The organism is Dyadobacter sp. CY323 (genome assembly GCF_021390245.1).
Lineage (GTDB): Bacteria > Bacteroidota > Bacteroidia > Cytophagales > Spirosomataceae > Dyadobacter.
In genome coordinates, this window is record NZ_JAJUXH010000008.1 from 67,453 (window position 1) to 83,006 (window position 15,554).

General features: G+C 45.5%; 12 protein-coding genes. 5 read left to right on the forward strand and 7 right to left on the reverse strand.

Annotation, left to right across the window (positions count from 1 at the left end):
* Positions 1 to 101 precede the first annotated feature (101 nt).
* From LZG72_RS14215 to pgmB, 3 genes are all read right to left on the reverse strand, one after another.
* Positions 102 to 2,378: a tetratricopeptide repeat protein gene (locus LZG72_RS14215; protein ID WP_233873345.1), complete on the reverse strand. Its 2,277-nt coding sequence runs from the start codon at positions 2,376 to 2,378 to the stop codon at positions 102 to 104.
* Positions 2,379 to 2,501: 123 nt separating this feature from the next.
* Positions 2,502 to 4,817 (reverse strand): glycoside hydrolase family 65 protein, encoded by a 2,316-nt coding sequence (locus tag LZG72_RS14220; RefSeq protein ID WP_233873348.1) that lies wholly within the window; start codon positions 4,815 to 4,817, stop codon positions 2,502 to 2,504.
* Positions 4,817 to 5,473, reverse strand: coding sequence for a beta-phosphoglucomutase (gene pgmB / locus LZG72_RS14225; RefSeq protein ID WP_233873352.1), 657 nt, complete (start codon positions 5,471 to 5,473; stop codon positions 4,817 to 4,819). Before pgmB ends, LZG72_RS14220 begins: the two co-directional genes overlap by 1 nt.
* Positions 5,474 to 5,528: 55 nt before the next feature.
* Here pgmB and LZG72_RS14230 point away from each other — a divergent pair, with 55 nt between their 5' ends.
* The 3 genes from LZG72_RS14230 (at position 5,529) to LZG72_RS14240 (ending at position 9,337) form a co-directional block, all read left to right on the forward strand.
* A complete protein-coding gene (locus tag LZG72_RS14230; RefSeq protein ID WP_233873354.1) occupies positions 5,529 to 7,277 on the forward strand; it encodes an alpha-amylase family protein in 1,749 nt (582 codons plus the stop codon).
* Between the two features lie 156 nt (positions 7,278 to 7,433).
* Complete coding sequence (locus tag LZG72_RS14235; protein WP_233873357.1) at positions 7,434 to 8,252, forward strand: N-acetylmuramoyl-L-alanine amidase-like domain-containing protein; 819 nt, start codon at positions 7,434 to 7,436, stop codon at positions 8,250 to 8,252.
* The gene (locus LZG72_RS14240) at positions 8,252 to 9,337 is read left to right on the forward strand and encodes a mechanosensitive ion channel family protein (protein WP_233873360.1); all 1,086 of its coding nucleotides are present in this window, start codon (positions 8,252 to 8,254) and stop codon (positions 9,335 to 9,337) included. The genes LZG72_RS14235 and LZG72_RS14240 overlap by 1 nt, the downstream gene beginning before the upstream one ends.
* Before the next feature lie 57 nt (positions 9,338 to 9,394).
* Here LZG72_RS14240 and LZG72_RS14245 read toward each other — a convergent pair whose 3' ends face one another.
* The 4 genes from LZG72_RS14245 to LZG72_RS14260 form a co-directional block, all read right to left on the reverse strand.
* Positions 9,395 to 11,005 carry a SulP family inorganic anion transporter gene (locus LZG72_RS14245; RefSeq protein WP_233873363.1) on the reverse strand — a complete coding sequence of 537 codons (1,611 nt, stop codon included), beginning with the start codon at positions 11,003 to 11,005 and terminating at the stop codon, positions 9,395 to 9,397.
* A gap of 175 nt (positions 11,006 to 11,180) precedes the next feature.
* A complete protein-coding gene (locus tag LZG72_RS14250) occupies positions 11,181 to 12,551 on the reverse strand; it encodes a HAMP domain-containing sensor histidine kinase (protein ID WP_233873366.1) in 1,371 nt (456 codons plus the stop codon).
* Positions 12,548 to 13,225 (reverse strand): response regulator transcription factor, encoded by a 678-nt coding sequence (locus LZG72_RS14255; protein WP_233873369.1) that lies wholly within the window; start codon positions 13,223 to 13,225, stop codon positions 12,548 to 12,550. Before LZG72_RS14255 ends, LZG72_RS14250 begins: the two co-directional genes overlap by 4 nt.
* Positions 13,226 to 13,439: 214 nt before the next feature.
* Complete coding sequence (locus LZG72_RS14260) at positions 13,440 to 13,997, reverse strand: DinB family protein (RefSeq protein WP_233873372.1); 558 nt, start codon at positions 13,995 to 13,997, stop codon at positions 13,440 to 13,442.
* 272 nt (positions 13,998 to 14,269) lie between these two features.
* On the opposite strand from LZG72_RS14260, the gene LZG72_RS14265 reads away from it, so the two are divergent.
* Complete coding sequence (locus LZG72_RS14265) at positions 14,270 to 14,878, forward strand: DUF4136 domain-containing protein (protein ID WP_233873375.1); 609 nt, start codon at positions 14,270 to 14,272, stop codon at positions 14,876 to 14,878.
* Position 14,879: 1 nt separating this feature from the next.
* Positions 14,880 to 15,542, forward strand: coding sequence for a hypothetical protein (locus LZG72_RS14270; protein WP_233873377.1), 663 nt, complete (start codon positions 14,880 to 14,882; stop codon positions 15,540 to 15,542).
* The last annotated feature ends 12 nt before the right edge of the window (positions 15,543 to 15,554 follow it).

Sequence of the window (15,554 nt, forward strand, 5' to 3'; positions counted from 1 at the left end):
TGCCAAGCTGTCGTGGAAAAAAATCCGTCTTTTGTAGATTCGGACAAAGACTCGTAGAAATTTTTACTCAATACAAAGATCTGCTATTAATACGCACAAAATCAGAAAAGGATCGGGCATTGCGTCCCCGACCTGCCCCGCGATCCGGGTAGCTTTACCTTTTGACTCCGATAACGAACGTGCTTTTTCTTAGGCGTACTTCCTTTTTTCTTCTCGTACGCAACCAGCTTGAAGTCATAATCCGGTATAAAATAATCCTCCTTATATTCAGCAACGGGCAGCGGCATATAGTGTCTCCCCGGGAATGTTAATACATCATACTCATAATCATACAGGTAAATTGTCACGAAACCGTCGCGGCTATACTTGATCCCGATGTCAGAAAAGGGGCTATTTTCATCTGCCGAGGCTACAAGCCGCATCATTTCCTGTTGTTTTCCTTTTGCCAGCACCGTCATATTATACTGAAAAACCCGGTGCAGCGAATCGATCTGGATTGCGACACCCAGGTAGTATTTCGCATCTTTAATGCGTTGCTGGCCTGCGTACATCACAGCCGTATTGTTCAATGCACTTTTATCCTGATAGGTCTGATAGCTGAGTTTCGCTTCATCGTATTTTTCCAGGTAACGATATACATTTCCCTGATTCACGTTGTAAAACTTCCGGGATGGCGCAGCGTCCATTGCTTTTTTGAAATCTTCAAATGAGCCATCGTAACGCGCGTTCGCCTCATTAACCTGATGCCGCTGATCATGCCTGTTTCCTATATACGCCTGCACGATGCCATGGTTGTTATGCAGGAACGGTAGCTCCGGTTTCTCCCGCACCAGACTGTCAAAAAGTGCCATTGACTTATCCAGCTGGTCATTTTCCAGCAGTACAACACCCCAGCCATTCTGCGCATTCACGTTCGCAGGGTTCAGAGAAACTGCCTTTTTAAATACCTGATATCCTTTTTTAAACATATCGAAATGCAGCAGCAGATTGCCGTAATTGCTCCACATGAGATCGTATCCCTGCTCATACTGCAATGCTTTTGCCAAAAACTGCCCGGCTTCCGAGTACCTTTTCTGGTCGATCATAATGCCGCTGATCCCTGCAAGTGCCTCATATCTGGCGGGATCCAGCCTGATCGCTTTTTGAAAATCTTCCTGCGCCTCGCTGCTCTTCTTCAGATAATATTCAGAAAATGCTTTGGTCACAAACAGGTCGGCAAAGAACCGGTTGTTTTCATCCAATGCTTTTTCCGCCTTCTTAAAATCCTTTAATGCAAGATCATATTTCTTTTGGCCATAATATGCAACTGCTCGGCCAAGATACGCGGGTAAGTAAGTTGAGTCTTTTTTGATAACCCGGTCAAAAAGCGTGAATGCAGTCTGATATTCCCGCTTTGAAAGATGCGTATTCGCTATCCCGGACTGCAATGCAGGCGTTTCGCGTTTGAGCGTGGAAGCCAACTTGTAGTAGCGTTGCGCTTCGCCGATCAGTTTTAATCCGTAGTTTGAATGCGCCATTCCCAGATAGGCATCACCGCGAAAGGTGCGGTCATTGCTTTCGAGATATGTAGCGAAAACCGCTTTTGCAGCACCGAACTGGTTGAGTGACAACAATGCATTGGCGTATCTGATTTGTGCTTTCGGGTGTTTTCTGGCTACTTTTTCAAAATCTTTAACCGCCTTTTTTTCATTTCCCGTCCGCATCAGAATGTCCCCGCGCTGCAACCGGTAAGCCATTTCATCCTTCTGCCGGATCGCCGAGGTAATCTCATCGACGGCTTCTTCGGGATGCCCCTGAAACTTGTGTATCAGTCCGACATTGTAATTCCATTTACCGCCACTGTTCTTTCCTGAATTGTTGGTGGAAAAGTCAACAGCCTCTCCGTACTTTTTCTGTTTGGCAAATGAAACAAGCGTGTTCAGATTGGCCTGGGAGCCACCCGGAGCGTCTGCAAAATCGGTTCTTGCAGCGGCAAACCTGCCCGACAATAATGCAAACAAACCGCGGTTGTAACGCATATTTTCACGATCGGAACTCAGATCGAGTTCTTCCATGATATGCAATGCTTTTTGATAATTACCGGACAAAGCGAGAATGATCGCCTCATTGTTCATCCGTTGCGCTGAGTCGGATGGCTGAAAAGCCTGTTTGTGATAAAGCGCGTAGGCGGCCTGCAGATTACGGACGCCGCGCTGGTACGTTTCTTCTTTTAGTAATGCGAGGTTATTTTCTTCAAATGCCTGGTTAAAAACCGGTAACAGATCTTTGACAATCCTCTGACACTCACCGAAATCCTGAGCAGTTGCTGTTTCCGGAAGTAAAATCCTGAACAGTAGCAACATACCCGAAAATACAAGTAAGCATATTTTCCGTACCATGATTGAATTGAATGGCTCAAAAAGGTACTAACCTACAAGTATTGTTTCAGATTTGCAATTACTGCTGTATGCCTACGGTAAATTCCGGATAAAATGTTATTTTTTCAATAAATAAGCTAATACTTAGACCTTTACGATGGCATTCGCGTTTAATCCTATCCGCTTTCCATGAACGGATATAATTAAATCTTTTTCGGACGTGTTTTCAATGGAAGTTTCATCCTTGGTTACTGTAATTTTCAGCCAGCTTTCCCTGAACCCAATGCGGAAAGAATAGGCGCTCCATTCTTCCGGCACGTACGGATTTAATACCAAAATCCCGTCCCTGACACGCTGCCCGGCAAATCCCTTCACAACGCTCATCCAGGTCCCGGCCATGGAAGTAATGTGGAGACCGTCTTCAGTATCGTTATTATAATCATCGAGATCAAGTCGCGCCGTGCGAACGTACATTTCGTACGCCTTGTCTTTCATACCGATACTTGCCGCCAGGATCGCATGCACGCAAGGTGAAAGCGACGATTCGTGGACGGTCATCGGTTCATAAAACTCGAAATTCCGCTTGATCTCGTCGGGCTGAAATTCGTCTTCAAAGAAATACAAACCTTGCAAGACGTCAGCCTGCTTGATGAAGCAAGATCTTAAAATCCGGTCCCAGGACCATTTTTGGTTAATGGGCCGATGATCGGCAATGTCGTCTACGGTTAAGATCTCTTTATCTAAAAATCCTTGCTGCTGCAAAAATACCTGCCTGTTTTCATCGAAAGGGAAATGCATGTTTTCGATGATATGCTTCCACTCCGGCAATTCCGCATTTAGCCTCAAACCGGTTTTCAGGATAATTTCATTCAACCGTTTCGAATCCTCAGTCCACAATTTGTCGACAATTTCCAGCGTGTAGCGCAACGTCCAGCATGCGATGTAATTGGTATACCAGTTGTTATTTACATTGTTTTCGTACTCATTTGGCCCGGTCACACCCAGCATTACATACTGGTTTTTTTCCGCCGACCAGGTAATGCGCTGCTTCCAGAACCTCGAAATCGCGATCAGCACTTCGAGCCCGTCTTCCGTTAAGTAGGTTTCATCGCCGGTGTAGCGGGTATAATCATATATCGCGTAGGCAATGGCGCCGTTCCGATGTATTTCCTCAAAGGTAATCTCCCATTCATTATGGCATTCCTCGCCGTTCATCGTTACCATCGGGTACAGCGCAGCCCCGTCCGAAAAACCTAGTTTCCCGGCATTTTCAATGGCTTTCTGCAAGTGCTTATGTCTATATACGAGCAGGTTACGTGCCACTTTGTGGTCCGCTGTGGAGAGGTAAAAGGGAATGCAATATGCCTCGGTATCCCAATAGGTGCTCCCCCCGTATTTTTCTCCCGTAAATCCTTTCGGCCCGATGTTCAGACGTTCATCCTCGCCGGTGTAGGTTTGGCCCAGGTGGAAAATATTGAACCGGATCGCTTGTTGCGCAGCGATATTCCCCTCGATTGTGATGTCATTTTTCAGCCATTTTTCGGCCCACGCCTGCCGGTGCTCGGTATACATCAGGTCGAACCCTTTCTCAGAGATGCGGGTAATGTAGTTTTTTGCCTGAACGATCAGCTCACTTGTCTCATAGTTGGTCGACGACAGGTTTACGGCATATTTATAAACAGTCAGTTCCTGCCCTGCGCCCAATGTTACCCTCGCGGAACTGGCCACGTATTTTTCTTTCTCAAAAGGTGTATGACCCGTTTCGGCCAGCTTTCCGGTTGTTTTCAGCTCAAATTTCATCCCGGTTGCAACCTGAAACCGTTCCACTCTATATGGATTTTGCTTCGTTTCCAGAACCAGATACCCTTCGGAATATCCCGCAAGCCGCTCGATCTCATTCCAGAATGATTCGTCGTAATTCGAATCGCGGTTCCGGATATTGCCATCCAGATAAGGTGTGACCGTGAATTCATCCTCAAAATTCAAAGGCGTAAGCGTATAGCTGATCGCTGCCGACTCATCGTCGGCCATGCTGCAAAAGCGTTTGGATTCGATGCGCAGCTCCCGGCGACCTGAAAGTGTTACAACCGCTTTCCGTTCGAGCACGCCTTCTTTCATGTTCAGGTTTCGCTCAAATGCATGGACTTCGCAGGTATTTAAGTCGAGCATTTCACTCCCCACCAGCACGTCGATCCCCGTCCAGTTACATGCATTGAGTACTTTGGCGAAGTAGTTGGGATACCCGTTTTTCCACCAGCCAACACGTGTTTTATCCGGAAAATAAACACCGGCGACATAGTTACCCAGGAGCGTTTTACCGGTATATCTTTCTTCAAAGTTCCCCCGCTGTCCCATCCGTCCATTACCGAGGCTCATTAAACTCTCTGTAATTTCGTTATACTCAGGATGGAAGCCGTTTTCCACAATGCACCATGGATCGTGGGTGATGTAATTTTTCATTATATGCTTAATTCGATAAGATCATGAACTCGGAAGTTTGCAAAACCCTCGATCACAAAATCAGCCTCCGTTAAAACTGACTTCTCTCCTACTCCGATGGCCAGCATTCCGGCTGACCTCGCAGATTGTATCCCGGCAACGGCATCTTCAAAAACGACGCAATTTTCCGGGGATGTGTTCAGATCTTCGGCTCCCAGAAGAAAAACCTGAGGATCGGGCTTGCCTTTGGTAACACGGTTACCGTCAACGATGGTGTCGAAATATTCCAGCATTCCGATCCTTTCCAGGATCACCTTCGCATTCTTGCTCGCTGAACCTAATCCCACGCGCATTCCCGTTGCTTTCAACTCGTCGATAAAAGTCCGGACACCTGGTAATGTATCTTCCGGCGTCATTTGCTGGCATAATTCCAGGTACCTCACATTCTTTTCAGCAGCATGTTCCGCTTTTTCTTCGTCTGTCAAATGCACCCCGCCGATTGTCAGAATGATTTCCAGCGATTCGATCCGGCTTACACCTTTCAGCCGTTCGTTTTGTTCCAGTGTCAGATCAAAACCGAGGTCGTTTGCGAGCCTGCGCCAGGCGATGTAATGATACTTTGCGGTGTCCACAATCACTCCGTCAAGATCGAAGAGACAGGCATTTATTGAGGGCATATTAGGTCAAATTTAATATCTTGCAAAATAGTAAAAATTCGTAAGCACCTGCATTATGGCTAAAATGCCCACTCCCGGATCACATAAATTTGTTATTTATCAGATCTTCACGCGCCTTTTTGGCAATCAGAATACAACCAACAAATACTATGGCACACTGGAAGAAAATGGGACTGGGAAATTCAACGACATTACGGAAACGGCTCTCGTGGCGCTCAAAGATTTCGGGATCACACATGTCTGGTACACAGGCATACTGGAGCATGCCACCCTCACCGATTATTCAGAATTTGGTATCAACCCCGACCATCCGTTGGTCGTAAAAGGAATTGCCGGATCGCCGTATGCGGTAAAAGATTACTATGATGTAGATCCCGACCTGGCTGTCGACGTGCGGGACCGGATGAAGGAATTCGAGGAACTGCTGGGCCGTACACATGCACTCGATTTGAAGGTGATCATCGACTTTATTCCAAACCACGTGGCCCGCCAATATCATTCGGATGCTACTGCTATGGGCATAAAAGATTTTGGCGAAGAAGATGATGATACCGTCGATTTTAAAGCTTCAAATAATTTTTATTACATTCCAAATCAGGATTTTATCGTTCCTGAAGGTCACACTCCGCCTGTTCCCATTCATAACCCATATCATGAACGTCCGGCAAAGGCGACCGGGAACGACGTTTTTCAGGCACAGCCGAGCCAGTACGATTGGTATGAAACGATCAAGCTGAACTACGGGGTCGATTACCTACGGGAACGGGCTACCTATTTTGATCCGATCCCTTCCACCTGGCTTAAAATGTATGATATTTTAAAGTATTGGGTACAAAAAGGTGTAGATGGATTCCGTTGCGATATGGCCGAAATGGTACCGGTGGAATTCTGGGCCTGGGTGATTCCGGAGATTAAAAAGCTTAATGAAACAGTGATTTTTATCGCTGAGATCTACAATCCAACCGAGTACCACAATTATATCAACGTTGGAAAGTTCGATTATCTCTACGACAAAGTAGGACTTTATAACTCACTGCGCCGGCTGGTCGAGGGACATGGGACGGTTGAAGAAATTACCAGGATCTGGCAGCAAGAATCGGGGGATATCAGCAAAAACATGCTCCGGTTCCTTGAAAACCACGATGAGCAACGGATTGCCTCGCGGTATTTTGCAGGTGATCCGTGGCTTGCCATTCCCGCAATGACATTGAGCGCGACGTTGCACGATGGCCCGGTGATGGTTTATTTCGGTCAGGAACTTGGCGTAAATCCGACCGTAGCAGAAGGATTTCAGGGTGAAGATGGCCGGACAACCATTTTCGATTATTGGGGCGTCACGGAATTTCAGCAATGGGTGAATGGCGGCAGGTTCAATACCGATCTGCTGACCGCCGATCAGCAACGGCTGCGTTCGTTTTACGAGAGCCTGAACCATTTTGTGCTTGAAAATGAAGCCGTTCGCGAGGGTGGATTTTATGATCTTCAATTTATCAATGTCGATGGCCAATCTCTCAATTATGACAAAACGATCATTTACAGCTACTTAAGATATGCCGAAAATCAAAAGCTGCTTTTTGTCTATAATTTTCATCATGATAAAACCATTGAAACCTCGGTGCGTATTCCGCAGGACGCCTGGACTGATTTTTTGAAGCTGGGTAAAACGAACGACTATTCGCTGAAACCGGTTTTCCCGCTTTTTCTGCCGCCGCTGCGGTTAAATGCAGCCGAAATCACTTCGACCGGTGTGCACATTGAACTGCCGCCCGTTTCGGTTTTTGTTTTTGAAATCATCGAAAAATAGTTGGGTACTGGGATCACGAACATGGATTTCTTAACAAAAGGGATTGGTTTAAAGCAATTGCAAATCGGGTTTTTCATGCCTATTTTTACATACGTTCGAAATTTTGTCTTTTTCAATACTACTTTCACTCGCTCAACAGGATCCGAAGAATTCAGTATGATACGCATTGGAGTGCTACTTCTTTTTTTAACAATATCGGTCGCCGGGTATGCGCAGACGAGCCTGCAAAAGGCTTTTGGACAAAAAATGGATTTGCCTGACAGCCGCGATATCGGTACTCAGGTGTTGAGAATCACCGAGTCGTTCCTGGGTACGCCTTACGTAGCCGGCTCGCTGGAAGGTAATCCGACCGAAAGGCTGGTTTGCAAGTTGGACGGGCTGGATTGTACGACACTCGTAGAAAGCTCGGTCGCATTGGCAGTCGCCAAGTCCGAGAACTCCGGTTACGAAGGTTATAAGTCCGAACTGACCAAGTTGCGTTACCGCGATGGCATTATTGACGGATATCCTTCCAGGCTGCATTACGTGCTCGACTGGATGTATGAAAATGAAAAACGCGGCAGATTAGAAGATATCACGGCAAAAGTGGGAGGGATACCTTTTAAAAAGGAGATCAATTTCATGACAAATCATGCCAATCTTTATCCTGCGATGGCGGAAAGCGAAGTTTGGGAAAAAGTGAAAGACCAGGAAACTGTCATCAATTCCAGAGAACATAACTATATCCCGAAGGCGGGGATCCATAAAGCTGAACCGATGCTTCACGACGGCGACATTGTCGCATTCACCTCGTCTGTTGAGGGGTTGGACGTGAACCATATGGGCATTATCACCAAAGTTGGCAGCCGCGCCTACCTCATACATGCTTCGCTGACCGGCAAAAAAGTACTTATGTCCAGCGTTCCGCTCGCAGAATATGTGGCTTCGGTCCCCAAACATACGGGAATGATCGTGGCCCGGCTCAACGATATCTGATGTCCTTAATGGAGTTTTCTCAACTACTTGATTACAAAAATTCTCCCTGGCTGATCATCGCGCTGGCAGGCATAGCCGGCCTGATTATCAGCACGATACTAATTAGTGCCATCAAGGTCACCGCATTAAAAAAAGATTGGCCGGCAGTTCGCGTCATCCGTAAAAACCTGACGGGTATCCTCCATTTCTTCATTCCGATGGTGCTCATTACGGTTGTTTTGAAAACCTACGTATCATTCGACAAAACGTACGAATGGTTTTTTGGGATCAGCAAGGTCTTGACCATCGCGCTGACGACCTGGCTAATGACGCGCATCGTTATCATTATTGAACAAATACTGATCGAACAGCTTGACTTCAACTCGCCGGACAACAATTACGCGAGGCGGATGTTTACCAAAATCAAGTTTGTCAAACGCATCATTATTATCCTCATTGTAACATTTGGTTTATCCATTTTGCTGCTCAGCTTTAACAGTGTGAGACAGTATGGGGTGGGTATCCTGACCTCAGCAGGGATTTTCAGTGTGATTATCGGTTTTGCCGCGCAAAAATCGCTGGCCAATTTAATGGCGGGCATCCAGATCGCATTTACACAGCCGATCAAGATCGATGATGTGGTGATCGTGGAGGGTGAGTGGGGACGGATCGAGGAGATTAACCTGACTTATGTCGTGGTGAATATCTGGGACTTGCGGCGCATTGTATTGCCCATTACCTATTTCATCGAAACGCCGTTTCAAAACTGGACAAGAAATGATAGTGCGCTGATCGGCAGCGCATTTTTTCATCTCAATTACCATACTCCGGTTGACAAATTAAGGGAAAAACTGAAACAGATATTGGATGAAACGCCACTCTGGAATGGAAAGTCGTGGGCATTACAGGTTACGGATACCCAGGGTCAGTTTATGGTCTTGAGAGCATTAATGTCGGCCCGGAACTCTTCCGAAACATTCGATCTGCGTTGTATTGTCCGCGAAAAAATGATCGAATTTATTAGTAAAGAATATCCGCAGGCGCTGCCGTCCACACGCATTGAGGAACAAGAAAAACCATTTAAACTTCCTGACCCGGGAGCATAAAATTAGCCCCCGGAAAATCCGGAGGCCAGTTCTTTCTTACTACTCACCTAACTCAATTTAACTTAATACTGTTTCTTTCTGGTTTCTTCGGGCGGCCAGCGGGTGGTCGGACAAAGCCAAATGGTGTTCGAAACCAATCAGTACCATGCGTCCCCCGGCTAGTTCGTAGCCATTTTTAAATCTTGTCACATTCTCCATGACCGTATGGTCCACATAGGGCGCATTGGAAAAATCGATCTGCACAACCTTGCCTTTTGGAATTGCTTCCAGTTTGGATTTCAGGCTCAGGTAATTTGTGAAAACAGCCGCTCGCGGAACATTCACGAAGAAAATGTCTCTCTCAGCTCTCACTTCAATTTTAGGATTAAAAATGTGCGAAAGCTTCACTCCGTAAAACAACTGGATAATGACTTTGGTAATAATCCCGCAACCGATACCGATCAACAAATCAGTACTTAGTGTTGCAATGATCGTCACCAGGAAAATGAGGAGCTGCTCTTTTCCAATGTGATAAATGTGTGTAAACTCGGCAGGCGACGCAAGGCGGAAACCGACAAAGATCAGCATGGTTGCTAATGCAGCCACCGGAACCATCCGGACGACTGGCGCTAATGTGATTACAAAAATAAGGAGGAACATTCCCTGAAAAAGGTTGGCCCAACGTGTTTTTCCGCCATTGTTGATATTCGCCGAGCTCCGAGCAACTTCGGATATCATCGGCAGCCCGCCCAACATTCCCGCGACGATGTTACCCGCACCGATCGCAGTCACATCGCGGCTAAGGTCCGCTTCGCGTTTGAATGGATCCAGCAGGTCCATTGCTTTGACTGTTAGCAGCGATTCGAGACTACCAACCAATGCAAACAAGGCTACGTATTTAATAAATACCGGGAGTAAATCGCTTTTCATTCCACCAAAATCCGCATGGTAAGCAAGTGAAAATTCACCCGGATCGATAAGTGGGCTGATGTCACCATACGCCGGCTCAAAAAGATGGAAAAACTGGCCCAGCCCAATCGCCACGACCAATACAACCAATGCGGGCGGTACTTTTTTAAAGATCGAAAATGAAAGGTATTTCCAGCCGAACATGATCATCAAACCGACAAGACCTACAATCGCAATGTGATATTCCATGTGAAGAAGGCTGTGGGGCACCATTTCAAGCAATTCCAATGGTCCTTTACCAATCAGTTCGGAGGGGGCAATACCTACCGCCAAATGGATTTGTTTCGACATGATGATAATACCAATTGCCGCAAGCATTCCGTGCACCGCCGATAATGGAAAGAAATCTGCAAACTTTGGAAGTTTAAAAAGTCCCATCAAAACCTGAATGCCCCCCGCGACAACGATTGCTCCCAATGCAAGACGCCAGCCAACCGCATTATTCCCCCTGCCCAGCTCGTCCACAGCACCAGCCGCAATCACGATCAATCCGCCAGCCGGACCTTTAACTGTTAATTCTGAGTTTGTCAAAAACGAAGCAAGACCTCCTACAATGGCAGTCACTAAGCCCATCACCGGCGGAAAGTTACTTGCAACCGCAACACTGAGGCTCAAAGGCAAGGCAATAAGGGCAACTAAAAATCCCGATAACAGGTCGGCTTTCCAGTTTTCCTTTAATCCCTCAAAACCCGTAGCAGGCTTCCACATCGCTGACCTCATATTCGTTGATTGAATGGGAAATAATTAGAGTTGATCACCTGCCAAGATGCTGGAAATGAGCCAGAAAATTACAATGGAGGTACCTCGTGTGCATGTATAAATCAAGTAGGATGATTTATGCTACAAATGACATTAGGGGTTGTTAAAGAGGCATTAAGGAGGAATTAAAAGAGAATTAAAAAGGGGGAAACCGGACAATGAATGTCGTGCCGGTGCCTGCCACGGACTCCACATCAATGGTGGCGCCCTGCATGTTGATAATTCTTTTGGTCAATGCGAGACCGATGCCGTAACCCGGTTTACTGATGGTTTTGGCACTGCGGTAAAAGGTGTCAAAAATGTAAGGAAGTTCCTCCGGCGATATCCCGATCCCGGTGTCTTTAAAGTAAATGCGGATCTGATTATTCTTGATTTCCAGGAACACATTAACTGTGTTGTTTGCCGAATATTTGCACGCATTATCCATCAGGTTCACAAAAGCCGTGCGGAGCAGACTTTCATCTGCATACCGTTTCAGCTGTTCCTCATCGTCGGGAATTTTTGCATAATGAATGTGCACCTGATTGTCCGGATTCTTGTGCTGGATCGTCGTTTTGGCCTGCCACAAAACCTCGTCCACACGTATTCTGGAAAATGAAACCTTGAATGCATTTTCATCTGTGCGGGCGAGTTCCAATAACCTGTTTACCAGCTCATTCATTTCTTTCGCTTCTGCCCATATTCCTTGTAATGCGTCCTGGTAATCGGCCGGCGTGCGTTCCTTCATCAGGCTGAGCTCGGCTTCGCTCATGATCAGCGCAAGCGGGGTCCGGAGTTCGTGGGAGGCATGTGATACAAAGTTTTTCTGGGCTACAAATGCAATCTCGAGCCTTGTCAGCATTTGATTAAATGTTTCTGCAAGAAGTGCAAGTTCGTCCTTTTCCCGGCCTACTTTCACTTTTTCGTGAAGGTTACCCGCTGATATGTTATTCACCTGATCGATGATATCGGCGACAGGCTTGATGGCGTCATTGGAAAATTGCCAGCCGGCCACTCCCACCAGCACCAATGATAACAACCAGCCGATGACAAGAATCTGGCGCAATCTGTCCAACTGGTTCATTCCCAGGTAATCGTCGGCAATTACTACGATTACCCACGGTTTGCGATGATCCTGCAGAATGTGGCGGATTACGATCATCTCCCGTTTGTGTTCCTTAGTATGTATCTCTTTCCCGCTCCTCGCATCGGCAAGCATCGGCGCATTGAGCACATATTTTTCCTTCCCACTTATAAAAATGACGGAATCGGAACCATCGTAAATGGTTATTTCCTCATTCAGCAGGATGGTCTTATTCTCTTTTTCGATTTTTTGAATGTCCGCCTTGCTAATGCCGTTACTTGCCTCAACCAGCTGTGCGATGGTTTGTCCACGTTCATTCAGAAAAGAATAAAACTGTTTCTCACGGTACTGATCGTAGAAAAAGTAAATGGAAAGGCAAAATAAAGCCATGATGGAGCCAACCAGCATGGTAAACATCAATGTAAGGCGGGCCTTGATGTTCATTCTTCCTTGAAAATGTAGCCCATTCCCACCACGGTATGGATCAGCTTGTTGGGATAATCCTTATCCACTTTTTTTCTCAAAAAATTAATGTAAACGTCTATCACATTTGTGCCGGTATCGAACCGAATGTCCCAAACCTGCTCGGCAATGTCCACGCGGGATACCACACGACCACGGTTACGCATCAGGTATTCAAGTAATGCGAATTCCTTGGCAGTGAGGTCGATACGATTTCCGGAACGCCTGGCCACTTTTTCGTCCAGGTTCAGTTCCAGGTCGGCCAGAGAAAGTACCTGATTCGACTGCTCTCTCGAATTGTTTCTGCTTGACAATACTTTAAGCCGCGCAATCAGCTCCCGGAACTCGAATGGTTTGACCAGATAATCGTCGCCCCCGGCTTCAAATCCGTCGAGTTTGTCGTCTATCGTGCCCAAAGCCGTCAGAAACAGGATCGGCGTTGAAAGTCCGTCGCTCCGCAATTGCCTGGCCAGGTCATATCCATTTAATAATGGAAGGTTAACATCCAGAATGATGACATCAAAACGGTAGTTTGAAGCCATTTTTTTTCCTACCTGACCGTCATACGCCAGTTCAACTTCCCAAGATTGTTCTTCCAAACCCCGTTTCAGAAATCCTGCAAGCTTGGGTTCGTCTTCAACGATTAGTATTTTCATCGGAATGATTAAGCAAAGTTGTGGTGTCAAATGTTGCATGGATTTTTTACTAAAAAAAAGGCTGTCCGAAACATCGGACAGCCTTTTTGTCTATATCCACACCATTAGAACGCTGGTATTTTTACGGACACTACGTTCTATTATTATGCAAAATAGAAAATTTAGATAATAAATAATAGGCATTTGTAATGCAAGACAAAATTTTATATATGTATTAATAATAATCAGCACCGTTTTCATAATCCGCCCGATCATCCAATGTACCATAGTCGTCTTCTTCGAGCCGCATTCCTTTTACCGCTTTCTTGATCAAACCAACTTGCCCGGCGTGATATACATCGTGCTGGATTACGCCATGGATCAATGTATAATACGAATAGTCCCTACCCGGAACAAACTCCTCGAGAAAAGCGTCGCTTTCTATTTTTTCCAGCTCGGAAACCAACTCTTCCTGGGACAGACTCAGCTCCATCTGAATTGCTTCCCATTCGAATTCATCCACGACCGGAATTTTTTTCCAGTCTTTATCTTCGGTCTTGATATCAAAGTCGGCATCGCCTTGAATCTTACGAACTGCAAAAATCCGCCAGGTCGTCATGTGGTATACGATTTCAGCGATCGAGTGTGTGTTACTGCTCAATCTCACTTCCGCCATTTTCGGTGTCACATCTCTCAAAGCCTCCACAACCGACGGGCCATACCAGGCTTCCTCACTTTCATACGTGTCGTTGAGGACATCTATAATTCTTAAAATCTCTTCTTTTGTTTCCATATATGTTTATAAATCAAGGCGCTGTATTACGAATTATCCATTTAATAATGACCAGAATATCATCTCCGTATTATTCCCATTTTTAGTCAAAGAACTAGCCTCTGTATTCGAGACGTTTTTAATATCCGGTTTACAACCATATTTCCTGCATTATAGTCAATGAAAATGCAGCAATTATTTAAAACTAAAAAATTGAACTGAGAAATTCCGAAAAATAAAATCTTCAAAATCAATTTTCGTTTAATAAACAAATTTTAAATACCACGTTCAACATGTTCAAAAAAGCCTCATTACTCATACTCATAGCCAGCGTAGGATTTATTTCCTGTTCCAAAGATCCGATCAGTGATCTGTCTACGGAAGAATCGCTGGTATATCTTACCAATCATGACAAAGCCGCCAGTTTCAATCAATACAAAACATTCAGTATTGTGGACTCGGTCCTGATTGTCGAAAATAACCGTTCCGGCACCGCATTGAGCGATATCGACCGCGCATTACTTCAGCGGATCATTACCAATATGCAGAGCCTCGGGTACAAATACGTCAGCCCGAAAAGCAATCCGGACGTGGGCATTAATGCCGCCTGGATTACCAATACGTACCTGAACGTCGCTTCCAATCCATACTCATCTTATTATGGCGGATACTGGGGAGGTGGATATGGTTACGGATATCCTAATTATTACACGTATTATGAAACCAGTGAAAGTTACTGGCTGATCACCATGCTTGATTTCAAAAACCCTAATAACGCGGACAAGACTTTTAATGTAGTCTGGGATGCGCAGATCAGAGGTTCGGGAATTGGTGAATCCCAGTATATTGACAAGATGGTCGATTCGATTTTTGGCCAGTCATCTTATTTAAAAATCAATTGAAATGAAAAAAATAGCAGTTGTTATAGCCCTTTTTCTTGCAGGTGCAGTGAACGGTTTTGCGCAGGAAGCACCGAAATTATATACGCTTCCCTCTCCATTTGAACGATATACACATTACCTGGCTACCGCCCGGTTTATGGGTTCAATGCCTCTGGGATCATTTGCTGATTCTTATGTGAATAAAGCTTCGTTTCAGAACGCTTCCATTTCCATTGAATGGGTTTTGAGAAATTCACCTTTATCGATCGGTGGAGAAATCGGGTCTACCTATTTTCAAAAACGTATCCCCCGGGCGACCTACCAAAATGGCGACGAAACGATTTCGGCAGTACAGACCCGCACACTATCTCAATATCCCGTGGAGCTTTTTGCCAATTATCATTTTTTAGGTAAAAACTCGACCATTCAACCGTATGTTCAGGTGAGCGCAGGTATAAGTATCGTAGATTATAACCTATATTACGGCAGTCTTTCAACCCAGCATCAAAAGATCGCACCTAAATATGGCGTTGGTTTAGGGTCTAAATTCCTGTTTAAACAAGATGGCAAATTCGGCGTTGATGTTCGTGTTAAATACGATGGAACATCCTACAAGCATGAATACATCGAAAAGGGAGTATCTTCTATAAACGGCTCAATAGGTGTCTTTTATCGGTGGTGGTAATCATCGCATTGT

What these genes read in the sequence shown, in the direction of transcription:
- LZG72_RS14240 (WP_233873360.1), top strand. Translation starts at nt 8,252, where the DNA reads ATGTCCTTAATGGAGTTTTCTCAACTACTTGATTACAAAAATTCTCCC.
- LZG72_RS14265 (WP_233873375.1), top strand. Translation starts at nt 14,270, where the DNA reads ATGTTCAAAAAAGCCTCATTACTCATACTCATAGCCAGCGTAGGATTT.
- LZG72_RS14220 (WP_233873348.1), bottom strand. Translation starts at nt 4,817, where the DNA reads ATGAAAAATTACATCACCCACGATCCATGGTGCATTGTGGAAAACGGC.
- LZG72_RS14215 (WP_233873345.1), bottom strand. Translation starts at nt 2,378, where the DNA reads ATGGTACGGAAAATATGCTTACTTGTATTTTCGGGTATGTTGCTACTG.
- LZG72_RS14255 (WP_233873369.1), bottom strand. Translation starts at nt 13,225, where the DNA reads ATGAAAATACTAATCGTTGAAGACGAACCCAAGCTTGCAGGATTTCTG.
- LZG72_RS14230 (WP_233873354.1), top strand. Translation starts at nt 5,529, where the DNA reads ATGGCTAAAATGCCCACTCCCGGATCACATAAATTTGTTATTTATCAG.
- LZG72_RS14245 (WP_233873363.1), bottom strand. Translation starts at nt 11,005, where the DNA reads ATGAGGTCAGCGATGTGGAAGCCTGCTACGGGTTTTGAGGGATTAAAG.
- pgmB (WP_233873352.1), bottom strand. Translation starts at nt 5,473, where the DNA reads ATGCCCTCAATAAATGCCTGTCTCTTCGATCTTGACGGAGTGATTGTG.
- LZG72_RS14270 (WP_233873377.1), top strand. Translation starts at nt 14,880, where the DNA reads ATGAAAAAAATAGCAGTTGTTATAGCCCTTTTTCTTGCAGGTGCAGTG.
- LZG72_RS14250 (WP_233873366.1), bottom strand. Translation starts at nt 12,551, where the DNA reads ATGAACATCAAGGCCCGCCTTACATTGATGTTTACCATGCTGGTTGGC.
- LZG72_RS14260 (WP_233873372.1), bottom strand. Translation starts at nt 13,997, where the DNA reads ATGGAAACAAAAGAAGAGATTTTAAGAATTATAGATGTCCTCAACGAC.
- LZG72_RS14235 (WP_233873357.1), top strand. Translation starts at nt 7,434, where the DNA reads ATGATACGCATTGGAGTGCTACTTCTTTTTTTAACAATATCGGTCGCC.